General features: G+C 65.5%; 22 protein-coding genes. 11 read left to right on the top strand and 11 right to left on the bottom strand.

The features are described from left to right. Nucleotides 1-2: 2 nt before the first annotated feature. A complete protein-coding gene (locus ABL843_RS04215; protein WP_418119089.1) occupies nucleotides 3-761 on the bottom strand; it encodes an SDR family oxidoreductase in 759 nt (252 codons plus the stop codon). 122 nt (nucleotides 762-883) lie between these two features. Here ABL843_RS04215 and ABL843_RS04210 point away from each other — a divergent pair, with 122 nt between their 5' ends. Then, a complete protein-coding gene (locus ABL843_RS04210) occupies nucleotides 884-1,771 on the top strand; it encodes a LysR family transcriptional regulator (protein ID WP_418119088.1) in 888 nt (295 codons plus the stop codon). 7 nt (nucleotides 1,772-1,778) lie between these two features. Here ABL843_RS04210 and ABL843_RS04205 read toward each other — a convergent pair whose 3' ends face one another. Genes ABL843_RS04205 through ABL843_RS04195 form a run of 3 tightly spaced genes read right to left on the bottom strand, consistent with a single transcriptional unit; the run spans nucleotide 1,779 to nucleotide 4,271 of the window. Then, nucleotides 1,779-2,606, bottom strand: coding sequence for a helix-turn-helix domain-containing protein (locus ABL843_RS04205; protein ID WP_418119087.1), 828 nt, complete (start codon nucleotides 2,604-2,606; stop codon nucleotides 1,779-1,781). A 35-nt stretch (nucleotides 2,607-2,641) separates the two neighbouring features. Then, the gene (locus ABL843_RS04200; RefSeq protein WP_184634508.1) at nucleotides 2,642-3,490 is read right to left on the bottom strand and encodes a fumarylacetoacetate hydrolase family protein; all 849 of its coding nucleotides are present in this window, start codon (nucleotides 3,488-3,490) and stop codon (nucleotides 2,642-2,644) included. Nucleotides 3,491-3,515: 25 nt separating this feature from the next. Continuing rightward, complete coding sequence (locus ABL843_RS04195; protein WP_418119086.1) at nucleotides 3,516-4,271, bottom strand: SDR family NAD(P)-dependent oxidoreductase; 756 nt, start codon at nucleotides 4,269-4,271, stop codon at nucleotides 3,516-3,518. Nucleotides 4,272-4,422: 151 nt separating this feature from the next. On the opposite strand from ABL843_RS04195, the gene ABL843_RS04190 reads away from it, so the two are divergent. From ABL843_RS04190 to ABL843_RS04175, 4 genes are read left to right on the top strand one after another with little or no spacing between them, the layout of a single operon-like run. Next, nucleotides 4,423-5,139, top strand: coding sequence for a FadR/GntR family transcriptional regulator (locus ABL843_RS04190; RefSeq protein WP_418119085.1), 717 nt, complete (start codon nucleotides 4,423-4,425; stop codon nucleotides 5,137-5,139). Nucleotides 5,140-5,168: 29 nt separating this feature from the next. Continuing rightward, nucleotides 5,169-6,695 carry a UxaA family hydrolase gene (locus tag ABL843_RS04185; protein ID WP_418119084.1) on the top strand — a complete coding sequence of 509 codons (1,527 nt, stop codon included), beginning with the start codon at nucleotides 5,169-5,171 and terminating at the stop codon, nucleotides 6,693-6,695. Nucleotides 6,696-6,720: 25 nt separating this feature from the next. Then, nucleotides 6,721-7,653 carry an SMP-30/gluconolactonase/LRE family protein gene (locus tag ABL843_RS04180; protein ID WP_418119083.1) on the top strand — a complete coding sequence of 311 codons (933 nt, stop codon included), beginning with the start codon at nucleotides 6,721-6,723 and terminating at the stop codon, nucleotides 7,651-7,653. 3 nt (nucleotides 7,654-7,656) lie between these two features. Beyond that, a complete protein-coding gene (locus ABL843_RS04175) occupies nucleotides 7,657-8,715 on the top strand; it encodes a malate/lactate/ureidoglycolate dehydrogenase (protein ID WP_418119082.1) in 1,059 nt (352 codons plus the stop codon). Nucleotides 8,716-8,735: 20 nt separating this feature from the next. Here ABL843_RS04175 and ABL843_RS04170 read toward each other — a convergent pair whose 3' ends face one another. The 4 genes from ABL843_RS04170 to ABL843_RS04155 form a co-directional block, all read right to left on the bottom strand. Further along, entirely contained in the window at nucleotides 8,736-9,617 is an 882-nt protein-coding gene (locus ABL843_RS04170; RefSeq protein ID WP_418119081.1) for a DMT family transporter, read from the bottom strand. Between the two features lie 182 nt (nucleotides 9,618-9,799). After that, entirely contained in the window at nucleotides 9,800-10,450 is a 651-nt protein-coding gene (gene slmA / locus ABL843_RS04165; RefSeq protein ID WP_126021561.1) for a nucleoid occlusion factor SlmA, read from the bottom strand. 68 nt (nucleotides 10,451-10,518) lie between these two features. Further along, nucleotides 10,519-11,412: an acetylglutamate kinase gene (argB, locus tag ABL843_RS04160; protein WP_093207312.1), complete on the bottom strand. Its 894-nt coding sequence runs from the start codon at nucleotides 11,410-11,412 to the stop codon at nucleotides 10,519-10,521. A gap of 166 nt (nucleotides 11,413-11,578) precedes the next feature. Then, nucleotides 11,579-12,676, bottom strand: coding sequence for a glycosyltransferase family 4 protein (locus ABL843_RS04155; RefSeq protein ID WP_184634494.1), 1,098 nt, complete (start codon nucleotides 12,674-12,676; stop codon nucleotides 11,579-11,581). A gap of 45 nt (nucleotides 12,677-12,721) precedes the next feature. Here ABL843_RS04155 and ABL843_RS04150 point away from each other — a divergent pair, with 45 nt between their 5' ends. Beyond that, nucleotides 12,722-13,471, top strand: a complete 750-nt coding sequence (locus ABL843_RS04150; protein ID WP_418119080.1) for a glycosyltransferase family 2 protein — start codon at nucleotides 12,722-12,724, stop codon at nucleotides 13,469-13,471. A gap of 21 nt (nucleotides 13,472-13,492) precedes the next feature. Here ABL843_RS04150 and ABL843_RS04145 read toward each other — a convergent pair whose 3' ends face one another. Next, nucleotides 13,493-14,476, bottom strand: a complete 984-nt coding sequence (locus ABL843_RS04145; protein ID WP_418119079.1) for a glycosyltransferase family 2 protein — start codon at nucleotides 14,474-14,476, stop codon at nucleotides 13,493-13,495. A gap of 10 nt (nucleotides 14,477-14,486) precedes the next feature. After that, nucleotides 14,487-16,349 (bottom strand): glycosyltransferase family 2 protein, encoded by a 1,863-nt coding sequence (locus ABL843_RS04140; protein WP_418119078.1) that lies wholly within the window; start codon nucleotides 16,347-16,349, stop codon nucleotides 14,487-14,489. A gap of 220 nt (nucleotides 16,350-16,569) precedes the next feature. Between ABL843_RS04140 and ABL843_RS04135 the strand changes: the two genes are divergently transcribed. From ABL843_RS04135 to ABL843_RS04125, 3 genes are read left to right on the top strand one after another with little or no spacing between them, the layout of a single operon-like run. Next, entirely contained in the window at nucleotides 16,570-17,988 is a 1,419-nt protein-coding gene (locus tag ABL843_RS04135; RefSeq protein ID WP_418119077.1) for a mannose-1-phosphate guanylyltransferase/mannose-6-phosphate isomerase, read from the top strand. Further along, nucleotides 17,985-18,788 (top strand): ABC transporter permease, encoded by an 804-nt coding sequence (locus ABL843_RS04130; protein ID WP_418119076.1) that lies wholly within the window; start codon nucleotides 17,985-17,987, stop codon nucleotides 18,786-18,788. Before ABL843_RS04135 ends, ABL843_RS04130 begins: the two co-directional genes overlap by 4 nt. Before the next feature lie 3 nt (nucleotides 18,789-18,791). Beyond that, nucleotides 18,792-19,493, top strand: coding sequence for an ABC transporter ATP-binding protein (locus tag ABL843_RS04125; protein ID WP_418119075.1), 702 nt, complete (start codon nucleotides 18,792-18,794; stop codon nucleotides 19,491-19,493). Between the two features lie 44 nt (nucleotides 19,494-19,537). On the opposite strand, the gene ABL843_RS04120 is transcribed toward ABL843_RS04125, so the two are convergent. After that, on the bottom strand, nucleotides 19,538-21,547 hold the full coding sequence (locus ABL843_RS04120) for a glycosyltransferase family 4 protein (RefSeq protein WP_418119074.1): 2,010 nt from the start codon (nucleotides 21,545-21,547) through the stop codon (nucleotides 19,538-19,540). Nucleotides 21,548-22,082: 535 nt separating this feature from the next. Here ABL843_RS04120 and ABL843_RS04115 point away from each other — a divergent pair. Continuing rightward, a complete protein-coding gene (locus tag ABL843_RS04115; RefSeq protein ID WP_418119073.1) occupies nucleotides 22,083-23,345 on the top strand; it encodes a class I SAM-dependent methyltransferase in 1,263 nt (420 codons plus the stop codon). Beyond that, the gene (locus ABL843_RS04110) at nucleotides 23,345-26,332 is read left to right on the top strand and encodes a glycosyltransferase (protein WP_418119072.1); all 2,988 of its coding nucleotides are present in this window, start codon (nucleotides 23,345-23,347) and stop codon (nucleotides 26,330-26,332) included. Before ABL843_RS04115 ends, ABL843_RS04110 begins: the two co-directional genes overlap by 1 nt. The last annotated feature ends 77 nt before the right edge of the window (nucleotides 26,333-26,409 follow it).

Below are 26,409 nucleotides of genomic sequence, written 5' to 3'. Positions count from 1 at the left end.
GCTCAGAACTCCTGCGACACGGGTCGCAGCACGACCTCGTTGATGTCCACGTCGGCCGGCTGCTCCACCGCGTAGACCACGGCGCGCGCCACCGAATCGGCCGGGATCTGGTTGGCCTCGTAGAAGGCCTTCACGCCGGCGGCGCTCTCGGCGTCGGTGCTGCCGTGCTTGAGCTCCGACTCCACCGCGCCGGGCGACACGATGGTCACGCGCACGCCGCTGTTGCCCACTTCGACGCGCAGGCCCTCGGAAATGGCGCGCACCGCGTGCTTGGTGGCGCTGTAGACGGTGCCGATGGGCGTGAACACCTTCAGCCCGGCAATGGACGCCACGTTGACGATGTGCCCGCTGCCCTGCGCCTGCATGCGCGGCAGCACAGCGGCGATGCCGTAGAGCACGCCCTTGATGTTGACGTCGATGGTGCGGTCCCACTCGTCGACCTTGAGCTTGTGGATGGGCGACAGCGGCATCACGCCCGCGTTGTTGACCAGCACGTCGATGCGGCCGAAGGCATCGACGGTGGCCTGGGCGAGCTTCTCGAGGTCGGCGCGCTTGGCCACGTCGGTGGCCACTGCGATGGCCTCGCCGCCGGCTTCGCGGATCTCGGCGACGAGCTTTTCGAGCCGGTCGGTGCGGCGCGCCGCCAGCACCACCTTGGCGCCGCGCGCGGCCAGGTGGCGCGCGGTCGACTCGCCGAGCCCGCTGCTCGCGCCGGTGACGATGGCGACCTTGCCCTTGATGTTGTCTTGAACGGATGTCATGGAGAAGTTCCTTTCGGGAGGTGTTGAAGAAGCGTTGAAGAAGTGCATGCAGTGTGGAAAATCCACGCATTCCAGTAAATGAAACTCTGGCGACTTCAGAATTCCCATTCGAGGAACACTCCATGTCCAACCGCCTCGAGGCGCTGCGCGTCTTCTTCACCGCTGCCGACGCCTCCAACTTCCGCGAGGCAGCCGTGCGCCTTTCGGTGTCGCCGCAGGTGGTGACGCGCGCGGTGCGCGAGCTCGAGGAGGAACTGGGCGAGCCGCTCTTCCACCGCAGCACGCGCGGCGTGCAGCTCACCGATTTCGGCCGGCAGCTCGCGCAGCGTGCGCGTCCCGCGGTGGGCGGCGTCGATGCGCTGTTCCACCGCACCGACCGGCGCGCGCTATCGCAGCACGCGGGCACGGTCCGCGTGACCGCCCCCAACGTCTTCGGTCGCCGGCTGATCCCGCAGGCCCTCGCGCCGATGCTGGCCGCACATCCCGGCCTGGTGCTCGATCTGCGGCTGTCGGAGAGCCATGCCGACGTGGTCGACGAGCAGATCGACGTCGGCGTGCGCGCGGGCCCCATCCGCGATGCGCGCTTCGTCGCCCGCACGGTCGGCAGGATGCGTCTCTACGTGGTGGCGGCGCCCGCGCTCATCGAGCGCACCGGCATTCCGCAGAGCCTCGATGCGCTGCCCGGCTTTCCGCTCACCGCGCTGATGGACCGCAGCTCGGGCCGCCCGTGGTCGTGGTTCTTCAGCAAGGGGCGGCAGGTGCCGGTCGCGGCGCCGGCCTTCGTCACCGACGACGTCGATGCCGAATGCGCGGCCGTGCGCGCGGGCCTGGGCTTCGGCCAGCTCGTGGCCCCGCTGGCCGAGCCCCTGCTGCAATCGGGCGAGCTGGTGGAGGTGCTGGAGGCCGAGGCACCCGAGCCCTGGCCGATCCACGTCTACCGCTCGCAGCGCGCACCGGTGCCGGCGCGCGTGCGGCTGGTGTACGACGAGCTGATCCGCGTGCTGCGCTGAGCGGAACCTAGCGGCAGGCGCGCTGCCACGCGCCGGGCGTGAAGCCGAAGTGGCGCGCGAAGATGCGGGTCATGTGGCTCTGGTCCGCGAAGCCGCTCGCAACGGCGGCATCGGCCAGGCTCCCGCCGCGCCGGATCAGGCCGCGTGCGCGTTCAGCGCGCTGCAGCAGCAGCCATGCATGCGGCGGCACGCCGTAGGCTTTCTCGAAGCGGCGCAGCACCTGGTAGCGGCTGAGGCCCGCCATCGCGGCGAGTTCGGAGAGTCCGGGCGGCTCGCACAGGTCGTCGGCCAGACGCTCGCGCAGATGGCGCATGTCGCCGCCGGCAGCGGACGAAGACGATGGCGGCCTCGCGGAATGCGCCTCGAGCAGCAGGCCGCAGACTTCGGCCAGCGACTCCTCGCAAGCCAGCTCTTCAGCAGTGCCCTTGCTGCCGGCATGCCACGCATCGAGGCGCGCGAGCAGGCGTTGCAGCGTGTGGCGAAGCCGGTCGTCCTTGAGCACAGGGCGCGTGAACTCGACCTCCGGGCCAATAACGCCTCCGATGCCGTTCATCACGCCCGGCTCCAGGTACACCATGCGCCAGCGCCGCGAAGGCCCGCCCAGCGGCTGTCCGTCGTGCACTTCGCCGGGGTTGGTGGTGATCAGGTCGCCCGCGTAGGCATCGACCTTGCCGCGACCGCTGGCCGAACTCTGGGCGCCCTGCTCGAGCAGGCCCAGCCCGTAGGTCGCGTGCCAGTGACGGCCGTAGTGCAGCGCGCTGTCGATCGACGTGCCGTACACGCCCTCCCACGGGGAGCCGAAGACCTGGCAGCGATGGACGGGAGGCGCCTGCATGCGACGGATGATCGCAGACAGGCGCGGAGCCGGGCTCAGAGCTTGAAGGGAATCACTTCCTGGCGCTGGTCGCCCAGGCCTTCGATGCCCAGTGTCATCACGTCGCCCTTCTTCAGGAAGAGCGGCGGCTTCATGCCCATGCCCACGCCGGGGGGCGTGCCGGTGGTGATGATGTCGCCCGGCATCAGCGTCATGAACTGGCTCACGTAGCTCACGATCTTGGCCACGGTGAAGATCATGGTCTTCGTGTTGCCGGTCTGCACGCGCTTGCCGTTCAGGTCGAGCCACATTGCCAGCTTCTGCGGGTTGGGCACGTCGTCGCGCGTCACCAGCCAGGGGCCGATGGGGCCGAAGGTGTCGCAGCCCTTGCCCTTGTCCCAGGTGCCGCCGCGCTCGATCTGGTATTCGCGCTCGCTGATGTCGTTGATGGTGCAGTAGCCGGCCACGTAGTCGAGCGCGCTCTTCTGCGGCACGTAGCGCGCGCGGGTGCCGATGACTACGCCGAGCTCGACTTCCCAGTCGGTCTTGACCGAGCCCTTGGGCAGCATCACCGGGTCGTTCGGGCCCTGCACGCAGCTGTTGGCCTTGGTGAACACCACCGGCTCCTTGGGCACCGGCAGGCCGGATTCGGCCGCGTGGTCCGCGTAGTTCAGGCCGATGGCGATGAACTTGCCCACGTTCGCCACCGGGCAGCCGAAGCGCGGCTTGCCCTTGACCAGCGGCAGCTTGTCGACCTTCTGCTTGCGCAGCCTGGCGAGGGCGGCGTCGCCGAGCTGGTCGGGGCCGATGTCCTTGACGACGGCGCTCAGGTCGCGCAGCTGGCCGTTGTCATCGATGAGGCCGGGCTTTTCCTTGCCGGGGTTGCCGTAGCGGACGAGTTTCATGCTTTCCTTTCAGTGCATTGATTGATCAGTAGGTGGAGCGGCCACCGGAGAGGTCGAAGACCGCGCCGGTGGAGAACGAGCAATCTTCCGTGCAGAGCCAGCCGACCATCGCGGCCACCTCTTCCACGGTGCCGAAGCGGCCCATGGGAATCTTCGAGAGCATGAAGGCGATGTGCTCCGGCGTCATCTGGTCGAAGATGGCCGTCTTCACCGCCGCGGGCGTCACGCAGTTCACGCGGATGCCGGTGTCGGCCAGTTCCTTGCCGAGCGACTTGGTCAGGCCGATGACGGCCGCCTTGCTCGCGCTGTAGGCGCTGGCGTTGGGGTTGCCTTCCTTGCCGGCCACCGAGGCGATGTTGACGATGCGGCCATAGCCCCGGTCGCCCTGCCTGCGCATCTGCGCCACCACCTCGCGGCAGCACAGGAACACGCCGTTGATGTTGACTTCCATCACCTGGCGCCAGTCGTCCACCGGGTAGTCCCACAGCTTGGTGTTGGGGCCGGTGATGCCGGCGCTGTTGACCAGCGCGTCGATGCGCGGCGCGTGCGCCATCGTGTCGGCTACCGCCCTGGCGACCGAGGACTGCTGCGAAACGTCGACCTTCAGCGCGAAGGCCCTGTCGCCGAGCGATTCGGCGGCCTTTGCGGCGGCGGCTTCATCGCGGTCCCACAACGTGACGCTGCCGCCCGAGGCGACCAGCCGCTGTGCGATGCCGAAGCCCAGGCCCGTGGCGCCGCCGGTGACGACCGCGTGGCGGCCGTTGAAGTCGAGCTGGTTCAATTGGGTCGTCTCCTCGGCCATGTCCTCGGGTTTGGCCCGATGATGGTGCGGGCGATCTGGCGTATTCTGAATTGGCCTGACCACTTGGCCAATTCAGGACAACCCTTAACCGCTTTTTTCCTCCCCCCTTCGCGTCCTTCCGCCCTCCTCCGTGCCGCTCCAGACCCTCGAACCCCAGCGCCTCTATCGCCAGATCGCCGAACAGTTGCGCGAGCTCATCGGCAAGGGCGAATTCGCGGTGGGCGCGCGCATTCCCGCCGAGCGCGACCTTGCCCGGCAGCTGGGCGTGAGCCGGCCGTCGGTGCGCGAGGCGCTGATCGCGCTGGAGGTGGAGGGCTGGGTCGAGGTGCGCACCGGCTCGGGCGTGTACGTGCTCGACCGCTCGAGCCGCACGCCTGCGCCGCCCAATGGCGCTGCGGGCATCGAATGGGGACCGCTCGAAATCATCCGCGCGCGCCGCATGGTGGAGGGCGAGACCGCCGCCACCGCGGCCCTGCAAGGCAAGCGCAAGGACGTGGACGCCATGCGCCGCGCGATCCGGATGATGCGCGAGCTGGCCGCGCGCAACGAGGTGCCGCACGAGGGCGACCGCGCCTTCCACCTGGCCATCGTCAACGCCTGCGACAACGTGGTGCTGACCGAGACGGTACAAGGCTTCTGGGAGTCGCGGCACGGGCCGATCTTCGCCCGGATGATCGATTACTTCGAGACCATGGAGTCGTGGCAGGTCGCCATCGGCGAGCACGAGCTGATCCTCGAGGCCATCGCCGCGCGCGACCCGGCCGCCGCTCGAAGCGCCATGCACGAACACATGGACAAGTTCCACCAGCGGTTCAGCGCGAGCTGGCGCCGCACCAAGGCTTCCTGAACCCCGAGGACCCGAGGAAGAACACCACGATGACTCCCTACATCCGACTCCATCCCGCCGACGACGTCGTCATCGCGCGCTCCCAGCTGCTTGGCGGCACCGCCGTCGAAGGCGTGGCCGTGCGCGGGCTGATCCCGCCGGGCCACAAGATCGCGATGCGCGACATCGCGCAGGGCGAGCCCGTGCGCCGCTACAACCAGATCATCGGCTTCGCGAGCCGCCCCATCGCCGCCGGCGAGCACGTGCACACGCAGAACCTCGACATGGGCCCCGACAAGGGCGACTTCGAACGCGACTACGCCTTCGGCGCCGACGTGAAGCCCGCCCCCACCAAGCGCGAAGCCACCTTCATGGGCATCAGGCGCGCCGACGGCCGCGTGGCCACGCGCAACTACGTCGGCGTGCTGACCAGCGTGAACTGCTCGGCCACGGCCGCGCGCGCCATCGCCGACCACTTCTCTCGCAAGACCAATCCGCAGGCGCTGGCCGCTTTCCCGAACGTGGACGGCGTGATCGCGCTCACGCACGGCACCGGCTGCGGCATGGACACGCAGGGCCTGGGCATGCAGATACTGGAGCGCACGCTCACGGGCTATGCCACGCATGCGAACTTCGCGGGCGTGCTGGTGGTGGGCCTGGGCTGCGAGGCCAACCAGATCAACGCCTGGCTCGCGACCGGCCACCTGGCCGAGGGCGAGAACTTCCGCACCTTCAACATCCAGGACACGGGCGGCACGCGCAAGACGGTCGAGAAGGGCGTGGCGCTCATCAACGAGATGCTGCCGCGCGCCAACGCGGTGAAGCGCGAGCCCTGCAGCGCGGCGCACATCACGATCGGGCTGCAGTGCGGCGGCTCGGACGGCTACTCGGGCATCAGCGCCAACCCGGCGCTGGGCGCGGCGGTCGACCTGCTGGTGGCGCACGGCGGAACGGCCATCCTCAGCGAGACGCCCGAGGTGTACGGCGCCGAGCACCTGCTCACGCGCCGCGCGGTGAAGCGCGAGGTCGGCCAGAAGCTGGTGGACCGCATCAAGTGGTGGGAGCACTACACCGCCGTCAACGAAGGCGAGATGAACAACAACCCCTCGCCGGGCAACAAGGCAGGTGGGCTCACCACCATCCTCGAGAAATCGCTGGGCGCGGTCGCCAAGGGCGGCACCAGCAACCTCGAGGCGGTGTACGAATACGCGGAGCCCGTCACCGCGCACGGCTTCGTCTACATGGACACGCCGGGCTACGACCCGGTGAGCGCCACCGGCCAGGTCGCCGGCGGCGCCAACCTGATCTGCTTCACCACCGGGCGCGGCTCGGCCTACGGCTGCGCACCCTCGCCTTCGCTCAAGCTCGCGACCAACTCGGCGCTGTGGCAGCGCCAGGAGGAAGACATGGACATCAACTGCGGCGAGATCGTCGACGGCACCGCGTCGATCCAGGAGATGGGCCAGCGCATCTTCGAGCTGGTGCTGGCAACCGCCTCGGGCGCGCACTCGAAGAGCGAGCAGCACGGCTACGGCCAGAACGAGTTCGTGCCGTGGCAGGTCGGCGCGGTGATGTGAATTGAACCCATCGACGAGGAACGGCATGGCGACTCTCCCCTTCGGCTTCCTGGAAGGCACCGGTTTCGAACAATTGGACCCGCGCTTCAAGGGCTGCATTCCGGGCCCGGAGCGCGTGCAGCGCCTATGGACCGGCGCGCGCTGGTGCGAGGGCCCCGCGTGGTTCGCCGCGCACCGCACGCTGGTGTGGTCGGACATCCCGAACAACCGCATGCTGCGCTTCGACGAAGTCAACGGCACGGTGGGCACCTTTCGCGAGCCATCGGACAACACCAACGGCAACACGGTCGACCGCCAGGGCCGGCTGGTGAGCTGCGAGCACCTCACGCGGCGCGTGACGCGCACCGAGCACGACGGCACAGTCACCGTGCTGGCCTCGCACTGGAAGGGCAAGCGGCTCAATTCGCCGAACGATGTGGTGGTTCATTCCGACGGCGCCGTGTGGTTCACCGATCCGAGCTACGGCATTCTTTCCGACTACGAGGGCCTGAAGGCCGACAGCGAGATCGGCGCCTGCCATGTCTACCGCATCGATCCGCAAAGCGGCGAAGTGGAACTCATGGCCGACGACTTCGTGAAGCCCAACGGGCTGGCGTTCTCGCCGGACGAGTCGCTGCTGTACATCGCCGACACGGGAGCCAGCCATGCGGCGGACGGTCCCCGGCACATCCGAAAATTCAAGCTCGGAGCCGATGGCCGCACCTTGAGCGGCGGCGAGGTCTTCGCCGAGTGCACCAGTGGCCTCTTCGACGGCTTCCGCCTCGACACCGAAGGCCGCATCTGGACCAGCGCGCTCGACGGCGTGCACGCCTACCACCCCGACGGCACGCTGCTGGGCAAGATCCTGCTGCCCGAGCGCGTGGCCAACGTCTGCTTCGGCGGCCCCAAGCGCAACCGCCTCTTCATCTGCGCGACCACGTCGCTCTACGCCATCACACTGAACGCGAAAGGAGCCTGATCCATGTCCCATACGCTCAAGGCCGACCACCTGCAGGCCACCGTCGCCCGCATCCTCGAAGCCGCGGGCAGCTCGCCCGCCGAGGCCCGGCAGGTGGCGGCCAACCTGGTGCTTGCCAACCTGAGCGGGCACGATTCGCATGGCGTGGGCATGCTGCCTCGATATGTCGACGCAGTGGCCGAGGGCGGCCTGAAGCCGAACGCCGCGGTGCGCGTGAACCTCGACATCGGCACGCTGATGGGCCTGGACGGCCAGCACGGCTACGGCCAGATCGTCGGCGTGCAGGCGATGGAACTGGGCATCGCGCGGGCGAAGCAGCACGGCAGCTGCATCTTCACGCTGGCGCATGCGCACCATCTGGGGCGCATCGGACACTTCGCGGAGATGGCGACGGCGCAGGGGCTGGTGTCGATGCACTTCGTCAACGTGCTCTCGCGGCCGGTGGTCGCGCCCTGGGGCGGCGGCGACGGGCGCTTCGGCACCAACCCGTGCTGCATCGGCATTCCGCTCGCAGGCGCGGAGCCCTTCGTGCTCGACTACGCGACCAGCCGCGTGGCGCAGGGCAAGATGCGCGTGGCGCACAACAAGGGCGAGCGCGTGCCCGACGGCTACCTCATCGACGAGAAAGGCGCGCCCACCAACGACCCCGGCGTGGTGGTGGTGCCGCAGGGCAACGGCCTCTTCGGCGCGCTCATGACCTTCGGCGAGCACAAGGGCTACGGCATGGCCGTGGCCTGCGAGCTGCTCGGCGGCGCGCTCACCGGCGGCGGCACCTGGCATCGGCAGGCGGACACGGCGCGCACCGTGCTCAACGGCATGCTCACGGTGCTGATCGACCCGGCGAAGCTGGGCACGCAGAAATCCTTCGACGAGGAAGCCCGCGAGTTCGTCGCCTGGCTGCGGCAGAGCCCGCCCGGGCAGGGCTTCGAGGAAGTGCAGATCGCGGGCGAGCCGGAGCGCAAGGCGCGATCGGCGCGGCGCACGGACGGGATCTGGGTGGACGATGCGACCTGGGGGGAGATCGTCGCGGCGGGCGCGAAGGTGGGCGTGCAGGTCTCGTAGCCCCTGGCCGGCCATCCAGCCTAAGGACGGGCGCTTCGCGCCTTCTGGCCGAGCACGAGCGCGATGCCGCCCAGGATTGCCACGGAGGCCGCCGCCAGCCGCGGCGTGATCGCCTCCGACAGGAACAGCACGCCGCCGAACGCCGCCAGCAGCGGCACCGACAGCTGCACGGTGGCCGCGCGCATGGCGCCGAGGCGGCTCAGGGCCGCGTACCAGACCACGTAGCCGAGCCCTGAGGTCAGCGCACCGGAGGCGACAGCGAGCACGAGGCCGGTCGCGTCCGCGCGGGCGCTGGCCGCGAACACGAGGCTCAGCGCCAGTGCGAGCGGCACCGCACGCGTGAAGTTGCGCGCGGTGGCAGCCAGCGGATCGGCCACGCCACGGCCGCGCAGCGAATACACACCCCAGGCCACGCCAGCGACCGCCATCAGCGCGGCGCCCAGCAGCGGCGGCGCGGCAATGCCCGGCAGCACCAGGTAGACGAGCCCGCCCGCCGCCATCGCGAAGCCGAGCCATGCGAGCGCCCCGAAGCGCTCGGTGCCGGAGCGCAGGCCCACGCCGAACATCGTCAGTTGGACCGCGCCGAACAGGATCAGCGCACCCGTGCCCGCCGGCAGGCTGAGGTAGGCGAAGGAGAAGAAGGCAACGTAGCCGAACAGCATGACGGCGGCCAGCCAGTCCACGCGAGCCGGCGAGGCCTGCGGCTGCGCCCTGAAGCGCACGATGAGCCCCAGCATGAGCGCTCCCGCCACGAGCCTGACGCTGCCGAAGCTCGTGGGGTCGATGCCCTTGTGCTGCAACGCGAGCCGGCACAGCAGGGAGTTGGCCGCGAATGCGAGCATGGCCACCGTCGTGAGGAGGATGGTCCGCAGACCTTGGGGGCCACGCGCCGCGTCAGGCATGCTCGCACACCCGCCACAGGCGGGGCTCCATCGGACCGACCGTGCCATGGCTCATGCGCCCTCCGTCGAGGCAATCGGGGCAACCATCGGCTCGCCACCTGGGCTGGCGGCGAGGGGCTGGACGATGCTACTCCGCCCGAGAGCTCGAGGCGAGCCGGCCAGGGCCCCTGCAGGGTACCCCGTCAGACGATCAGCGCGATCGTCGCTTCCAGGTGCTCGGACGGCGCGCGGCGAAAGCCCGAGCGCGCGAAGCGCTGCAGCTGCCCCACCACGAAGGCCGTGAGCGCCGCGGCGCGCACCTGGGCGTCGACGCTGGGCGTGGCCGAGCCGTCGGCCGCGGCGGCGCCGCGCAGCACCTGGCGCAGCGTGGATTCGATCTTGTCGAAGAACTGGTTCATGCGCTGCTGCAGGCGCTCGTTCTCGTAGACCAGCGCGTCGCCCACCATGACGCGGGTCATGCCGGGGTTGCGTTCGGCGAACTGCACGAGCAGCGTGAGGATGCGGGCGGCCTGCTGGGCACCGGTGGCGCCTTCGCGCTCGAGGATCTGGTTGACGAGCGTGAAGACGCTCTGCTCGATGAAGTCGATCAGGCCCTCGAACATCTGGGCCTTGCTCGCGAAATGGCGATAGAGCGCAGCTTCGCTCACTTCGAGCCGTGCGGCCAGCGCGGCGGTGGTGACCCGCTCTGCGCCCGGCTGCTCCAGCATGGAGGCGAGCGCCTGCAGGATCTGCACGCGCCGCTCGCCCGGCTTGGGGCGCTTGCGCGCCGGGGGAGTGGTCGTTTCCGCAGGAGTCTCTACGCCGGAAGCACTGGTCGTCTCTTCGTTCTGCATGGGAGCGCGTGCAAAGATGTAATCAATTGATTCTCGCACAGCGCAGTGAGCACGCGCCCACGCCGGGCTCAACGGGCGCGGATCATCGTCCCGTAGGCCTGGTCGGTCAGGATCTCCAGCAGCATCGCGTGCGGCACGCGGCCGTCGATGATGTGCACCGCGTTCACGCCGCTCTTGGCCGCGTCGAGCGCGCCTTCGATCTTGGGCAGCATGCCACCGGAGATGGTGCCGTCGGCGAACAGGTCGTCGATCTCGCGGGCGCTCAGGTTGGTGAGCAGCTTGCCGTCCTTGTCGAGCACGCCGGGCGTGTTGGTCAGCAGCATGAGCTTCTCGGCCTTGAGCACGGTGGCGAGCTTGCCGGCGACGACGTCGGCGTTGATGTTGTAGCTCTCGTTCTCCTCGCCGAAGCCGATGGGGCTGACTACCGGGATGAAGGCGTCGTCCTGCAGCGCCTTGACCACGCTGGGGTCGATGGAGACGATGTCGCCGACCTGGCCCACGTCGTGGTGCAGGTTGGGATCGTTGCGGTCGGCCATCTTGAGCTTCTGCGCGCGGATCAGGCCGCCGTCGCGGCCGGTCAGGCCCACGGCCTTGCCGCCGGCCTGGTTGATCAGGCCCACGATGTCCTGCTGCACCTCGCCGGCCAGCACCCACTCGACGACTTCCATGGTCTCGGCGTCGGTCACGCGCATGCCCTGGATGAAGCTGCCCTTCTTGCCCAGGCGGTTCAGCGCCGCCTCGATCTGCGGGCCGCCGCCGTGCACCACCACCGGGTTCATGCCCACCAGCTTGAGCAGTACCACGTCTTCGGCGAAGTCGGCCTGCAGCGCCGGGTCGGTCATGGCGTTGCCGCCGTACTTGATGACGATGGTCTTGCCGTGGAACTTGCGGATGTACGGCAGCGCCTGGGCCAGGATCTCGGCCTTGTCGCGCGGGGGGATGTTGAGGACGGGGTCGGTCATGGGCGGTCAGGCTCCGAAGCGGTGGACGATCAGGTGAGGCTCAAATTCTCGCGCAATCCCGGTGACAGCCGGCTGACTGCGCGGGGAACACCGTGGAACCGGTGTTGCCCCCCTGCAAAAGGGAAGGCGCGCGACACTGAGCGCGCGAAGCCTGGGGGTTTGCCAGTCACGGCCTCAGCCAGCGCGGGACCTTGAAGCGCACGATCATCAGGTACGCCCCGACATAGGTCGTCACGAACAGCAGGCAGAAGAACATCAGCACGATCGTGTTGTTCCAGAACAGCACCGCCGGCACCACCGACAGGGCCGCGAACATCCACAGGTAGGGCGAGGTGCGGTTGTTGCGCGCCAGCAGCTGGCGGGCCTCGTCGTCCGCGAAGGCCACGCGCACGATGCGTCGGAAGATCAGCTGGTGGAAGTGCAGCGCGTCGGCCGTGCCCGGCGACTGCCCGCGCGCCAGCTTGCGGTAGATGGAGAACAGCGTCTCCCACACCGGGTAGATCAGCAACAGCATCGGGAACCACGGCGACACCACGCGATGGCGCTGCACCAGCGTCACGCAGGCCACGGCGATCACCATGCCCCAGACGTAGGCACCGCCGTCGCCGGCGAAGATCTTGCCGCGCGGGTAGTTCCACACCAGGAAGCCGAAGGTGGCGCCGACCAGGCAGACCACCATGGCCGCCAGCTGCCGGTCGCCGACCTGCAGCGCCACGTGCGAGATTGCCAGACAGACCAGCACGGCGACCGTGCCCGCGAGCCCGTTGTAGCCGTCGATGATGTTGAAGGCATGCGGCAGGCCGCCGATCGCCAGGGCCGCGAAGAGCACGGTGGCATAGGGAACCATCGCCAGCCAGCCGTCGACCGTCTCGAAGCCGGTGCGCGCCACGCCCAGCCCCAGCAGCCAGCAAACCAGCAGCGCCGAGCCGATGGTCAGCCCCAGCCGGTAGCGCACCTTCACGCGCTGGGTGACGTCCTCGACGATGCCGCCGAGCACCGCGGGCAGGATGCACACCAGCGTGAGCATCGAGGTCGCGACCGGCCAGGAGACGTTGAACGGGTCGGTGCCGGTGATGCCGGCAGCCAGCCAGGCCACGCCCATGCCCATCAGGATGCCCGCGCCGCCCAGGCGCGGCACGTGGCCCTTGTGGAAGCGCTGGGGCATGTCGGCGCCGTAGATGCGGGCATGCCGCCGCGCACGTCGCATGAACACCTGGACCGAGAAGGCGGCGACGAAGAAACTGATGACGATCAGAGCAATCATGTGTGGGGTTTGGGGAACCCTAGAATTCCCGGGCGAAATTAGACCATGCCCACGCCCTCCTCCTCCCGCCCTCGCATCACCATTTCGATCGTGAGCCACGGCCAGCTCGCGCTGGTGCTGCCGCTGCTGGAGCAGCTGGACAGGCACAGCCGCGCCGTCATCGACAAGGTTTTGCTTACATTGAACATCCCCGAGGCCGACGTTCTTGCCGGCCGCAGCTGGGGCTTCAGGGTGGAGCGGATCGAGAACGCGAGCCCCAAGGGCTTCGGGGCCAATCACAACCAGGCCTTCGAACGCTGCGGCACCGAGTGGTTCCTGGTGCTGAACCCCGACATCCGCTTCGACAACGACGTGCTGTCGCCACTGCTCGCGCAGGCCGCGACGGACGCCGGCCTGCTGACGCCGCGCATCCTGGAACCCGGCAAGACGGAGCCCGAACCACACCGGGCGCTGCTTACGCCGCTGGAAATCGTCGGAAGAAAGAAGCCCGGCTACGTGGGACCGACGGTGCCGGCATGGATTCCAGGCCTGTTCATGCTCTTTCGCAGCAAGGCCTACCGGCAGGTCGGCGGCTTCGACGAGAAGTTCTTCATGTACGGCGAGGACTTCGACATCTGCGCCCGCACCCGCCTGGCGGGCTGGAAGCTGCAGGTGGGCGAGAACCTGCTCGCCCGGCACGATGCGCAGCGCGAGAGCCACCGCAGCAGGAAGTACCTGTACTGGCACGTGACCAGCCTGCTGAAGGTGTGGCTGTCGGCCTCGTTCTGGCGATACCTGCGACTGCAGGGCCGCTAGCCGGCCCTTCAGCCGGGACGGTCAGCCGCGCTCGAAAACGTCCTGCACGATGGCCTGCTTGCCACGGCCGAAGCGTTCATAACGGCCGCGCGCGGCCTCCAGGAGGATCGGGAGCACGCGCAGCGGACGCGCCGCCGGCAACTCGGCCCTGAACCGCTGGTGCGCAACCTTGGCGAGCTGCGCATCCAGGCAGCCCGGCCGTACCCGGTCGCCGAGCTGCTCCAGTCGCCGCAGCAGCGCCTCGGCCCGGCGCAGCCGCGCCACATGCTTGTCGCCCCGCTCCACGAAAGCCTTCGCCACCTTCTCGGACAGCGTCAGCCGACGCGCGCCGATCTGGTTGTTGCCGTGCTGGCGGTAGTCGATGGTCGGCTCGGGCAGCACGTCCATGCGGCCCGTGGCAGCGGCAATAGCGGCGAGCCACTCGTCGTGCACCCACTCGGGCGAGAACGGCAGCGCCGCATCGAGCAGGCTCCTGCGGAACATCGTCGTCGCACCGGTCACCAGATTGCGGCGCAGCAGCACGCCAAAGGCCTCGCCGCCCGCGATGGCCTGCAACTCGGCCGGCTGCACCTCGAGCGCATGGAAGAGCGTGGAGCCCAGCGGCTTAAGATCGCCGTCGACCAGGCGTGCGTCGGTATGCAGCAGCAGCAGATCGGGCCGCGCCTCGAACTGCGCCACCATGCGCGCCAGCCGCCCGGGGTGCCAGACGTCGTCCTGGTCGCACAGCGCGATGAGGTCGTGGCTGCAGGCGCGCACCGCCTGCTCGAAATTGCGCGTGACGCCCAGCGGCGGGGAGTTGCTGAACACGCGCAGCACGATGCGGTCGGCAACGCCGCACTGGGCGAGGATGTCGCGCACCACCGCCAGCGTGTCGTCGGTGGAGCCGTCGTCGGACACGACGATCTCTTGCGGCAGCGGCTCTTGTGCGCAGATGCTGCGCAGCTGCTCGGGGAGATAGCGTGCGCCGTTGCGGGTGCAGAGGGCGACGGAGACTGCGAGAGGCATCGGACCTCGATCAGACCGGCGCCACGCGAGGGGGCCAGGCGTAGCTGAAGTCTTCGCGGGCCAGCATGAGGTTGGGGCTGTAGGCGGGGTCGTTCTGGATCAGGTCGCCCCAGCGCTCGTGCATGTATGCAGCTTCTTCCTGGAACTGGGCCTGCTTCTGAGGCGAAACGTCCTTGGCGCGGGTGGCCGACTCGTAGTGGAACAGCTCCGCATAGGGCGTCCACACGTTGCGCAGGCCCGCCTCGCGCAGGCGCAGGCAGAAGTCGATGTCGTTGAAGGATTCCTTCAAATGCACTTCATCGAGCCCGCCAACCTCCAGGTAGTGGCTCTTGCGGATCACGAGGCAGGCCGCAGTGACCGCGGAGAGCGTCTGGATCAGCGCCGCGCGGCCGGCATAGCCTTCACGGCCCATCGGCATGCGGCGATGCGAGTGGGCGGCAATGCCGCCTACGCCGAGGATCACGCCAGCGTGCTGCAGCGTCCTGTTCGGGAACCACAACCGCGCACCCACTGCCCCGACGCCCGGTTGCAGCGCGAGACTGACCATTTCGCCTAGCCAATCAGGCGTGATGACTTCGATGTCGTTGTTGACCAGTGCCACGAGCTCGCCATTGGCAACCGATACCGCGCCGTTATTCAGCGCCGCGTAGTTGAAGTCGCGGTCGTCGCGCAGCACGCGGACATTGGGCTTTTCGGAGGCGATACGCTTGAACCAGGCCAGGGTGTCCGGATCATCGGAGCCGTTGTCGACGATGATGATCTCGTAGTTCGAATAGCTCGTCTTCTCCAGGATCGACTGGACACACTGCCGCGTGAGCTGCAGGGCATTGCGCGTCGGGATGATCACGGAAACCAACGGTAAGACATCGGGCAAGGCGTAATGCACGCGATACCCGAAATCGAGGTGTTCGGCGGTGGCCCGCACGCCCGTGCGCTCGAAATGCTCGTTCAGCGCACGCTCCCCTGCGAGGGCGGCATAGGGCTTGGCATTCATCGACTTGGCCGTGCTTTCGACGTGCACGCGCCAGTGGTACAGCACGCGCGGAATGTGGCGGATCTGGCCCGGCTCGACCCGCTCCATGCAGCGCAGCACCAGGTCCCAGTCCTGCGAGCCCTCCATGCCCACGCGAAAGCCGCCGACCGAGCGCATGAGCTCGGTCGAGAGCACGCCCAGGTGGCTGAACATGTTCTGCGAACGGAAGAGATCGACGTTCCAGTCGGACTTGAAGTAGGGCCCGAAGCGGTGGCCGCCCTCGTCGGCCTTGTCCTCATCCGAGTAGATCAGCTTCACGTCGGGATGGGCCGCGATGCAATCGGCCACCCAGAAGAGCGCATGGGCCGGCAGCAGGTCGTCGTGGTCCATGAGCGCTACCCAGGGGCCGGAAACCAGTTCGAGCGCGCTGTTGGAAGCGGCCGAAATGTGGCCGTTCTTCGGACGGAACACGACCTTGATGCGCAGGTCGCTTTCGCTGTACGACTTGAGGATCTCGCGCACTTCCGCCGATGGCGAGGCGTCGTCCGCGATGCAGAGCTCCCAGTTCGGGTAGATCTGGCTGCGCACCGACTCGATGGCCTCGCGCAGCCAAGCCGGGTTGGGGTTGTAGGTGGGCATCACGACCGAAATCAGCGGCCGATCCTTCATTGCGGCCACACGCTGGGTGATCTTCTCGCGCAGCTCGGGCGTCAGGGTGTCGTAACGCTGCACCCACTTCGTGTAGTCGTTGTAGCCCCCGAAACGCCGGCCCAGCTCCCAGCGGATGCCAGGCCAGCCCGACTTCTTGAACATTCGCCATGCCCGCTGCACGCGCCCCATCATTCCGGGGCCTTGCCAGAGTCCGGCCAGGCCGAGGATGAATCGATAGACAGATTTCATAAAGAGATTGGGCACCGCCTCGCGGCATGCGGGCGGAGCCTTGAGGAAAAGCTGAATCAGCCGGGGCGATGCCGGAACCTAGCGTCGCGGGCCTTGCGGCAGGGGATTATCTGCGCAACCAGCTGCAACAAGAGGGCCGAAGGCCGACGTTTCGTCCGTCCCGCCAAGCCCTCCGGGGGGCTCCCTTAAAATTGGCCGGTTAAAAAGCTAAAGGAAAACGATGAGGTTACTCTCTGTGGTGCTTTCGGGAGGCGCCGGTTCCAGGCTCTGGCCTGCTTCGCGCCAGGCCTTTCCCAAGCCTTTCATGAAGCTCGGCGATTCCACGCTGCTTCAACAGGCCGTCGAACGCGGACAGGCCTGCGGCACCGGTGACCTGATGGTCGTGACCAACAAGGATCACCTGTTCCTGACGAAGGACGTGCTCGGGCAGATGAGCGATCCGCCATCGACGACTTTCCTCCTCGAACCCAAGGGGCGCAATACCGGCCCGGCAATTGCGCTGGCCGCACTTCAGTGTGCTCGCCAGTTCAGCGGCGACACGGTGATGCTTGTCCTGTCCGCGGACCACCTCGTCCCGGACGTGGAGGCTTTTGTCGCCAGCGCCACCGAAGCCTTCCGCCTGGCACAGGAAGGCAACCTCGTCGTGTTCGGCGTGAGCCCCACCAGCCCCGATACCGGCTTCGGCTACATCGAAGTCGAGCATGTCTCGCGCGAGAGCCAGGCGGTCAAGCGTTTCGTGGAAAAGCCCGACCTCGAAACCGCGCAGAAGTACCTGGCCACGGGACGTTACTACTGGAACAGCGGCATGTTCGCCTTCACGGCCGACACGATCATCGCGGCACTCGAGAAGCATGCGCCCGATGTCATCCGGGCGGCGCGGCATGCGATGGAAACCTCGAAGTCCGCAGGCAACTCGGTCAATTTCGATTTGCACGCGTTCGGCCTGCAGCCGGACATCAGCATCGACTACGCGGTGCTGGAGCACGCTTCCAACGTGCATGTCGTCCCGGCCAAGTTCGGCTGGAGCGACGTGGGCTCCTGGCCCGCAGTCTCCAATGCGCTGACGCCTGACGCCAGCGGCAATACCCTCCCCGACGACGTCGTTGCTCTGGATACGACGGGCACGCACGTACAGGTCGAGAGCTATGGCCCGAAGGTCGTTGCCACCGTGGGGGTCCGCGACCTCGTGATAGTCGACACACCCGATGCGCTGCTGGTGCTTCACAAGGACAGCGCGCAGAAGGTGAAGAAGGTCGTCGACGTGCTCAAGGCCCGCAAGCACGAGACGGTGCACCTTCCGCCCGTGGTCCATCGTCCCTGGGGAACCTACGCATCGCTCAAGGAAGAAGAGGGCTATAAGGTCAAACGCATCACGGTGCGACCCGGCGAGGCGCTGTCGCTGCAGTATCACCACCAGCGCGCCGAGCACTGGGTGGTGGTTCAGGGCCGTGGCATCGTGCAGATCGGAGAAACCGAGTACGAAACCCTCCCCGGTCAATATCGCTACATTCCCCTGAAGGAAAAACATCGCCTGACCAACATCGGCGATGAGGAACTGGTGCTCATCGAAGTCCAATGCGGCGGGTACCTGGGCGAGGACGACATCGTCCGCCTCGCAGACACCTACGGCCGTACATGAGTCAAGTCCACTCCAATCTTCATCGAAGCGCCCTGTCAGACTGGTGGCAGGGCACCCGCCGCACAGACATCTGGTGGACCCTCGCCTGGTTCGACATCGTCCTGCGCTATCGCCGCTCCATGCTCGGGCCGATGTGGCTCACGCTGAGCATGGGCGTGATGATCGCCGGCATGGGGCCGCTCTACAGTTCGCTGTTCGGCACCGATCTCTCCCGCTTCTTCCCTCACCTGGCGCTGGGCATCATCTTCTGGGGCTTCTTCTCCAGCATCGTGACGGACGCCTGCAACGCGTTCATCGGGTCGTCCAACTATCTCAAGCAGGGCTACTTTCCGATCAGCCTGTTCGTCTGGCGCAGCCTGGCACGCAACCTGATCCAGTTCGCTCACCAGATCGTGCTCTATATACCCGTGGCGATCTGGGCTGGCGTGTCGCTGTCCTGGTCGGTGCTGCTCGTGCTGCCGGCCTTTGCCATCCTGATCATCAACGCCCATGCGCTCGGCCTGCTGCTGGGGCTGATCTGCACACGCTACCGCGACGTCACCCAGATCATCACCAGCGTGATGCAGATGCTGATGTTTCTCACGCCGGTCTTCTGGCTGCCCGAGAACCTCCCCGGCCGCGCCAAGTACGTGCTGTGGAACCCCTTCGCGCAGATGCTCGACCTGCTTCGCACGCCCCTGATGGGCGGCACCGCGCACATCCACAGCTGGATCGGCATCCTGTTCTGGACGGCGGTTTGCCTGACCCTGGCCATCCTGATTTTCTCGAAGTACCGTCGCCGCGTCGTCTACTGGCTCTGATCCATGGCATTCATTTCCCTCAAGAACGTCGCCGTCAACTTCCCGATCTACGGGGCCGGCGCGAACTCGCTCAAGAAGACCCTTGCAGCTTCTGTGACCGGTGGCCGATTCGGCAAGGAAACGGGCGTGACTGTCGTGCAGGCGCTCAGCGGCATCAACCTCGAGCTGAAGAGCGGAGACCGGCTCGGCCTCGTCGGCCACAACGGGGCGGGCAAGTCGACGCTGCTGCGCACGCTTGCCGGAGTCTACGAGCCGTCTTCAGGCGAATTCGCGCGCCAGGGCACGGTGGCCAGCCTGATCGACCCTTCGCTGGGCATCGAGATGGACGCCACGGGCGTGGAGAACATCATGCTGCGCGGCCTTGTGATGGGCATGAGCAAGAAGGACATCGACCGTCTGACTCCAGAGATCTGCGAATTCAGCGGCCTCGGCGAGTACGTGAACATGCCGGTGCGGACCTACTCGACCGGCATGATGATGCGACTCGCATTCTCGATATCCACCAGCGTCGAGGCCGACATCCTGCTGATGGATGAATGGCTCTCCGTGGGCGACGCGGAATTCACCGAGAAGGCCGAGAAGCGGATGCGGGATGTGGTCTCGAAATCCGGCATCCTGGTGCTCGCGTCACATTCGCCCGAGCTGATCGCCAAGGAGTGCAACCGGGTGATCCACCTGGAGCACGGGCGGATCGTGGAGCAGTAACGAGCGCGTGTCCCGCGCCGATAGCGGGCAAGCACCCACGCGCTTCAGTCCGCCTGCGATTTCCCTCGCATTGCCTTGATCTCTTCAAGGCGATGCCTGATCTTCCTCCCAGCTCTTTGCAGCGACAGATTGGTTTCGGCACTTTCCTTGGCCCGCGCTCCAAGTTCACGCGCCCAACCCTGATCGTCGTAGACGCGCCGCATGAGCTGGGCGGCATGTTCCACAGAGGGCTCAGCCCATTCCAGATCGGCGTCGTAGGGCGGAATGGCCTGCCCCAGCTTCACGAGCTTGTATGAAACAGGCAGGCTGTTGCTCTCATCCATGAAGTCGACGTTGCCGGAGAAGTTGGTCGCGATCACCGGCTTGCCCATGAGCATCGCTTCAGCCATCGTCAACCCAAGGCCCTCGCTTCGATGGAGCGACACGTAGGCATCGCACGCGTCCATCAGCGACAGGAGGTTGTCGGGAGTGTAGACCTCATTGATGAGGACGATGTTGGCGCCGACCGCGGCCTTCTTCAAAACATCGAACTGCTCAGGGTGTCGATCGCCAAAGGACGTCTTGAGCACAAGGCGAGCGCCCTCGTCTTCACCAAAGGCCGATTTGAATGCACGGATCAATCCCAGCGGGTTCTTTCGCTCCATCACGCTCATCATGTGGAACACGAAGAGAAAGGTATAGGGCTTCTCACTCAGGCCGAAGTGCGATTTGCCGCGTCGCGCATAAGGCGCCAGTTGCACGCCGGGGAACAGGGTACGAACCGGAACGGAGATGCGTTCGCGCAGGCCGCGCGCGACGAACTCGGTGGCCGCCCAGACTTCATCCACCTTCTGAGCGTGCGTGACCCATGAGTCGGGAATGGAATCGAACTCCCAATACCAGTAACCGATCCGATATGGACGCGGCAACCGCTCGAAGAGATCCGCACGCTCGTAAGCCGTATCGAGCAATGGCTCGGGCTGCACGTGAACGACAGTGATGTCATGGCTTTCCAGACCATGGAAGTCGGCGTGGCAGGGATCGTCTTTCGCGTCGGTCCTGATGTCGCGCAATGAAGTTGCCACCTCGTTCAAGCCCAACGCCGTCACCAGCGATTCGACAGACACCCGAAGGCCGGAGGGGTAGCAGAAATGACCGATGACGTTGACGCCCGGCTTGGCCAGCTCCGCACCGAGGATCGACGGATCGAACTTGGCGCACCATGCGCGCAGCGCCTCGGACAACGGGCTTGCTGGCGACGCCAACCAAGCAACCAGCGCACTGGCCCGCGAAGCATCGGCGAATGCATTGGGCTGAGCTGTCCTCCATGACTCCGTGGCGACATAGGCGGTCCTAATCTGTGAAGCAGGGTTCTCCCACTCCGGCCAGGTCGCGGTATTCAGCCACTCTCCGGAGGCCGCATATTCAGCGGCGAACCAAGCGACAAACTTCTCGCGCCCGAATACAGTCGCCCCCCCCGGGTGCCTCTGCTGCCATGCAGGCGTGAACGCATGAGCCAGCATAAGTTCACGTCGGGGGTCTCGAGCCGCTTCAAGAAAAAGCCACCAGATTTCCTCGACGCGCAATTTGCCAGCCGCCAAGCCATAGCGCATGAACCAAGGCAATAGGTGCGGCCAACCTGCCGGAGTCAAGCCGTGCGGCACCAGCGACCGGAGTTCTTGTTGAAACAGGAAGACCTGCCTGGCACGGGACGAAGGGTCATTCTCGAGCAACTCCGTCACGCAGGAAAAAGCGCGTGGCGAAAGCGAAGCCAACGCCTTTTCGCCCTCTGGCGTCCACTGGAGCCCCTCTCTCCCCGGACCTGCGACCCTGCGAGGCAGTACCCCATGAAACTCCGGGTGCAATCTCGCCAAGTCGATGCACCACCTGGCGGCCGACCAGACGTCCTCGATTTCTGCTTGATCCTGGCGAGGCCAGGGTGACAGGAATGCCGCATCGCCGCCTGCGGCTCTGTTCAATTCGGCCAGCTTGTCCGTTCCGCTCGCGTTCAACGTCTCAGTAGAAACGGCTGTGCGAGCCAAGCTATCCCGAACCAATTGCAGGCCTTGCTGCATTTGCGCATCACGGAATGCCGCAGCCTGCGCTGCTTCCATATTTGCGCGGCGCACTCGAACTCGCCTCGGCAATAGCCAAGGCGTCATCAACCACCATAGGCCCTTGGCCAGCAATCGGACTCGAATCACCGCTCGAGTTTACTTAATGAAACGTGCTCTAGTCCTCGTTCTGGTCCTCACACGCGTTTGAGATACACCCATAGGGAGTCCTTCACATGCTGTAGCTCCTTTGCTGCACGAAGCCTAAAGAAAGGCCGATGCGGAAGTTAAGATTCTGTTTTCATCGGGTTAGGGACCGAAGCTGGCAAAGGATGAGCGCCAAGCCATCCTGAGGCGTGTGCCGTACTTCTGCCTCGGCATCACGAGCGAGATTCCAGGACTGGCACAGGTCGACGCGTCGATAGGGCGGAATGAATGTCGCCACTAGAATTTGTATCTTTTTTGTATCGGAACTGCCTCGAATCCTGCCTCAGGTTGGCAATGTCCGCTGCAGCATTACAACGACGCATCCCCCACCCAGAAGGCAACAAGACAAATGAGCGCCCTTTTTTATCGCGCCTTCGAAGACAAATACCGCGGCTCGCGCGAACTCATTCGATCCCGGCTTGAAATCTACGTTCCCTTCGTTCAGCCTTTATTAGATTTGAAAACGCCCGCTTCCGCGTTGGACATCGGGTGCGGCCGGGGCGAATGGCTTGAGCTGCTTTCCAAACTTGGCCTGAAGGGGCGAGGCGTCGATCTGGACGAAGGCATGCTCGAAGCCTGCCGGGAACGAGGCCTTGATGTTGCCTGCTCGGAAGGTCTTGCAACCCTCAGGCAGACACCTTCGGACAGTCTGGTCCTCGTCTCGGCGTTCCATGTAGTCGAACACATTCGTTTCGAGGACTTACAGGCGATCGTGGCAGAGGCCCTGCGCGTCCTCGTTCCGGGGGGGCTGCTCATTCTCGAAACGCCAAATCCCGAGAACCTGGAAGTAGGCACGTCCAGCTTTTATCTGGATCCCTCGCACGTGAAGCCGCTTCCCTCTCAGTTGTTGGCTTTCGTAGTCGAACACGCGGGATTCCAGCGGCAAAAGATCCTGCGGCTCCAGGAAGCCGCTTCCCTGCATGGCGCCGCGCCTGTATCGCTGATCTCGGTCCTCGCGGGCGTCAGTCCTGACTATGCAGTGGTGGCCCAGAAGAACGGAGAGCTCGCGGCGCTACATGCCCAAGATCAGGCATTTTCGAAAGAGTATGGTCTGTCGCTCCCCGAACTGGCTCGGCGGCACGACAAGCATCACACAGTCGTGCAGCAGCAACTGAGCGAAGCGGAAGCCCGGGCAGAATCCCGTGAGAGGCAGCTGCGCAAGCTGCTAGCAATTGTCGAGGCACAGGCCCGGCAAGCCAGGGCAACGGCAGCTGCATTGGAAGCCAGGATTGCAATCCTGGAGCAACAAGGTGTACAGACTGCGGACAAGCTACAGGAACTGGACAGGCGCGGATTTGCGGTTCGCAGCGCGGGCCTGCGAGAGCGGCTTGTGGCGATCAAGGCATTCTTGCGACATCCGCGGCCAGGTCCCATCGTCAGGCGGATTTCGAAGGTTGCGAGAAAACTGGGCATTCATGCCCCGATGCGGGCTGTCTATCTACGCATGCGCAGCTTTGCGCTAGCTCGGATGCGTCCGGCCGCCGAACCTCAACCGGCGCACGTTCCAAAAGCGGCACCACCAGACAGACCTTCCGACGAGCTGTCAGATGACGCACGTTCGGTCTGGAATCAGTTAAACGTTCACGGTAAGAAAAAAAAGGGGGTTAATTGATGCGGGTGTTGCTGGATCTTCGGATTTCGAAATCTGCAGCGGATGATTCTGATGCGCGACGGGCGTTGGTGTTGACATTCTCGAAGGCGCTTGCGCAGGCACTTCATGAAAAACACGACACCCATGTACTGCTCGACGGACGGTTTTCCGAAAGCGTTGACGAAGTACGCAGCAAGCTCATCGAGATTCTTCCATCTACGTCCATTCACGTCTGGCAGTCACTGCCTATGGAAAGCCTGCAAACTGCAGCGGCTTACGAGGCGTCGGAATACTTGAGTGAAGCCGTCATCACTCGCTTGCGTCCCGATGTCGTCTATGCCTTGGCTTCAGCTACAGCGCCCCAGCGGACTACCGAACTCGCGATACCGGTCGTGACCGCCAGAGCGCTGCCGCAAGAAGCGTTGGTGGCGCGCGCTCCTGTCGCCTCAACCGAACTGATAGAAGCGATCCGCCTCGCGGTCGAGGACATCGAGAAGGCGGCCTCCGACGCCATATCGCTTCCGATACCGTCCGGACAGCGACCCAAGCTTGCCTATGTCTCTCCACTGCCACCTCAACGCAGCGGCATCGCGGACTATAGCGCGGAACTGCTGCCCGAACTCGCGAAGCACTATGACCTGGAACTCATCGTCGATACGCGGAGACTGAAGTCGCCAGAGCTACCACAGGCCTTTCCAGTCCGCGACGGCGCGTACTTGGTCGCCCATGCCCACAGCTACGACCGCGTGCTTTATCACATCGGAAACTCCGAGTTCCATGAGTACATGTTCGAACTGCTGGAGATGGTGCCGGGCACCGTGGTCCTGCATGACTTCTTCCTCGGCGATGCACAGTGGCACCTCGAATTTCTCTGTGGCAGATACCGGGGCCTTGAGCGCGCACTCTACGACTCGCATGGCTACAAGGCGCTGGCCGATCGCGGCCGGATCGGGGATGTTTCCACGGTGGTTTCGCAGTATCCGTGCAGCTTCGAGGTCATCCGGCAAGCCCAAGGCATCATCTTTCATTCCAACTACTCCCTGGGGTTGATGAGGCATTGGTATGGAGCCACATCCGCTCCGCAGACCATGCTGATCCCTCTGCTGCGCCGACCTGCCGAAAGCCATGATCCCGCATCGCGCGAAGAAGATCGTCTCGCACTGGGCTTAGCGGAAGACGACTTTCTGGTCTGCGCATTCGGGCTGCTGGGTATCACGAAGCTGAACGACCGTCTTTTGCGAGCATGGAAGAACTCGCCGCTCGGAACCGATCCCCGCTGCCGGCTGGTCTTTGTCGGAGACAACGGCCATGATGCCTATGGGGATGCCATCCGGTCAGCGATCAGCGAGCTTCCTTTGCCCAACGTGCATATCACCGGCTGGGCAGACGAGGCGACGTTTCGCCGCTATCTGCGAGCAACGGACGTCGCGGTGCAACTGCGCGGCAGGTCACGAGGCGAAACGTCCGCCGCCGTCCTTGACACAATGAATCACGGTGTCGCAACGATCGCGAATGCACATGGAGCGATGGCTTGGCTTCCCAAGGACAGTCTCTGCATGCTCGAGGACGAGTTCACGGACGTCCAATTGACCGAAGCATTGCAGCACCTCTGGCAAGACGTCGAAGGCCGCCGGGCCCTCGGCGCAAGGGCCCGGCAGTACATCAACGAGCATCACTCGCCGCAGCGCTGTGGCCAGCAGTACGTCGAAGCCATCGAACAATTTGCACGCAGTCACAGCCACGGGCGCGACGCCTTGGTCGCCAGGCTGGCAAAGATCGCGCCGGGATTGAACGCCGAAGAGAAGAGTGCGATTGCATCGGCGGTTGCGACCAACTTCCCTTCCCCGAGACCGGCAAAGCAGTTGCTTCTCGATGTGTCGTCCATGGTCTACCAGGATCTTCATACTGGTATTCAGCGAGTCGTGAAGTCGCTGCTTCGCGAACTGATCGAGTCGCCGCCCGAAGGCTTTCGTATAGAGCCCGTATATGGGGACGCCCAACAGCTGGGCTATCGATACGCACGGCGCTACACCCTGAGGTTCCTTGGCTGCCCCGAGGACACGCTCGAAGACACGCCAATCAGCTTCGGCGAAGGAGATCATTTCATCGGGCTGGACCTGATGCACGATCCCGTCTACTTCCAGGCACCGTATTTCCGCCAGATGCGCAACGCTGGAGTGCGCGTCCAGTTCGTCGTCTACGACCTTCTGCCTGTCCTGATGAAGCATCGCTTCCCGGAAGGGAGCGCGGCCCTGCACGCACGCTGGCTTCGCACGATTGCCGAATTCGACGGCGCGCTTTGCATCTCGCAGGCCGTCGCCAACGAACTGAAGGAATGGGTGGCAGACAATGCGCCTCATCGCTCAAACGAATTGCAGGTGCGGTCCTTTCCACTCGGCGCAGACCTCAGCACCGTCGCCTCGAAAGGCCTTCCGCCGAGTGCCGGCCCGGCGATGCGCTCGATCGCAGCACGAACAAGTTTCCTGATGGTCGGCACCGTCGAGCCTCGCAAGGGTCACTCGGTTGCCCTGGATGCATTCGAAAACCTCTGGGCGGAAGGCCTTAACGTCAATCTGGTCATCGTCGGCAAGCAAGGCTGGATGGTTGAAGAACTGGCGGAGCGGTTGCGCAAGCATCCCGAGCAGGGAGAACGACTGATATGGGTGGAGAAAGCGAGCGATGAATACCTCGAACTGGTCTATTCGGCCTCCTCCTGCCTGATCACCGCCTCGGAAGGCGAGGGTTTCGGCCTGCCCTTGATCGAAGGCGCGCAGCGCGGGTTGCCCCTGATCGCCCGAGATCTGCCGGTCTTTCGCGAGGTCTGCGGCGACTGCGCTCTCTATTTCTCTGGCGACGCACAAGCACTGTCCGACGCGGTGCGCCAGTGGCTGGTTTGGGCGCAGGAGGGAACGCAGATCCGTTCGGAGGACCTGCACTACCTCAACTGGCGGCAGAGCGCCCGACGCTTCATCGAAGCGGCCTTCTGGGAGTTCCCCCCCGCCGGCTGAAGCCGCTGCCTCGGGACTGCCCTCAGCGGCTCGCGGCACAATACCCATCCACACCAAGTCACAAGTTAAGTTTATCG

Source organism: Variovorax sp. 350MFTsu5.1 (assembly GCF_048302515.1).
GTDB lineage: Bacteria > Pseudomonadota > Gammaproteobacteria > Burkholderiales > Burkholderiaceae_C > Variovorax > Variovorax guangxiensis.
Note: the sequence above shows the minus strand (reverse complement) of the source record. Positions and strands in the feature narration are given on the sequence as shown.

What these genes read in the sequence shown, in the direction of transcription:
- ABL843_RS04215 (WP_418119089.1), bottom strand. Translation starts at nt 761, where the DNA reads ATGACATCCGTTCAAGACAACATCAAGGGCAAGGTCGCCATCGTCACC.
- ABL843_RS04210 (WP_418119088.1), top strand. Translation starts at nt 884, where the DNA reads ATGTCCAACCGCCTCGAGGCGCTGCGCGTCTTCTTCACCGCTGCCGAC.
- ABL843_RS04205 (WP_418119087.1), bottom strand. Translation starts at nt 2,606, where the DNA reads ATGCAGGCGCCTCCCGTCCATCGCTGCCAGGTCTTCGGCTCCCCGTGG.
- ABL843_RS04200 (WP_184634508.1), bottom strand. Translation starts at nt 3,490, where the DNA reads ATGAAACTCGTCCGCTACGGCAACCCCGGCAAGGAAAAGCCCGGCCTC.
- ABL843_RS04185 (WP_418119084.1), top strand. Translation starts at nt 5,169, where the DNA reads ATGACTCCCTACATCCGACTCCATCCCGCCGACGACGTCGTCATCGCG.
- ABL843_RS04180 (WP_418119083.1), top strand. Translation starts at nt 6,721, where the DNA reads ATGGCGACTCTCCCCTTCGGCTTCCTGGAAGGCACCGGTTTCGAACAA.
- ABL843_RS04175 (WP_418119082.1), top strand. Translation starts at nt 7,657, where the DNA reads ATGTCCCATACGCTCAAGGCCGACCACCTGCAGGCCACCGTCGCCCGC.
- ABL843_RS04170 (WP_418119081.1), bottom strand. Translation starts at nt 9,617, where the DNA reads ATGCCTGACGCGGCGCGTGGCCCCCAAGGTCTGCGGACCATCCTCCTC.
- slmA (WP_126021561.1), bottom strand. Translation starts at nt 10,450, where the DNA reads ATGCAGAACGAAGAGACGACCAGTGCTTCCGGCGTAGAGACTCCTGCG.
- argB (WP_093207312.1), bottom strand. Translation starts at nt 11,412, where the DNA reads ATGACCGACCCCGTCCTCAACATCCCCCCGCGCGACAAGGCCGAGATC.
- ABL843_RS04155 (WP_184634494.1), bottom strand. Translation starts at nt 12,676, where the DNA reads ATGATTGCTCTGATCGTCATCAGTTTCTTCGTCGCCGCCTTCTCGGTC.
- ABL843_RS04150 (WP_418119080.1), top strand. Translation starts at nt 12,722, where the DNA reads ATGCCCACGCCCTCCTCCTCCCGCCCTCGCATCACCATTTCGATCGTG.
- ABL843_RS04145 (WP_418119079.1), bottom strand. Translation starts at nt 14,476, where the DNA reads ATGCCTCTCGCAGTCTCCGTCGCCCTCTGCACCCGCAACGGCGCACGC.
- ABL843_RS04140 (WP_418119078.1), bottom strand. Translation starts at nt 16,349, where the DNA reads ATGAAATCTGTCTATCGATTCATCCTCGGCCTGGCCGGACTCTGGCAA.
- ABL843_RS04135 (WP_418119077.1), top strand. Translation starts at nt 16,570, where the DNA reads ATGAGGTTACTCTCTGTGGTGCTTTCGGGAGGCGCCGGTTCCAGGCTC.
- ABL843_RS04130 (WP_418119076.1), top strand. Translation starts at nt 17,985, where the DNA reads ATGAGTCAAGTCCACTCCAATCTTCATCGAAGCGCCCTGTCAGACTGG.
- ABL843_RS04125 (WP_418119075.1), top strand. Translation starts at nt 18,792, where the DNA reads ATGGCATTCATTTCCCTCAAGAACGTCGCCGTCAACTTCCCGATCTAC.
- ABL843_RS04120 (WP_418119074.1), bottom strand. Translation starts at nt 21,547, where the DNA reads ATGCAGCAAGGCCTGCAATTGGTTCGGGATAGCTTGGCTCGCACAGCC.
- ABL843_RS04115 (WP_418119073.1), top strand. Translation starts at nt 22,083, where the DNA reads ATGAGCGCCCTTTTTTATCGCGCCTTCGAAGACAAATACCGCGGCTCG.
- ABL843_RS04110 (WP_418119072.1), top strand. Translation starts at nt 23,345, where the DNA reads ATGCGGGTGTTGCTGGATCTTCGGATTTCGAAATCTGCAGCGGATGAT.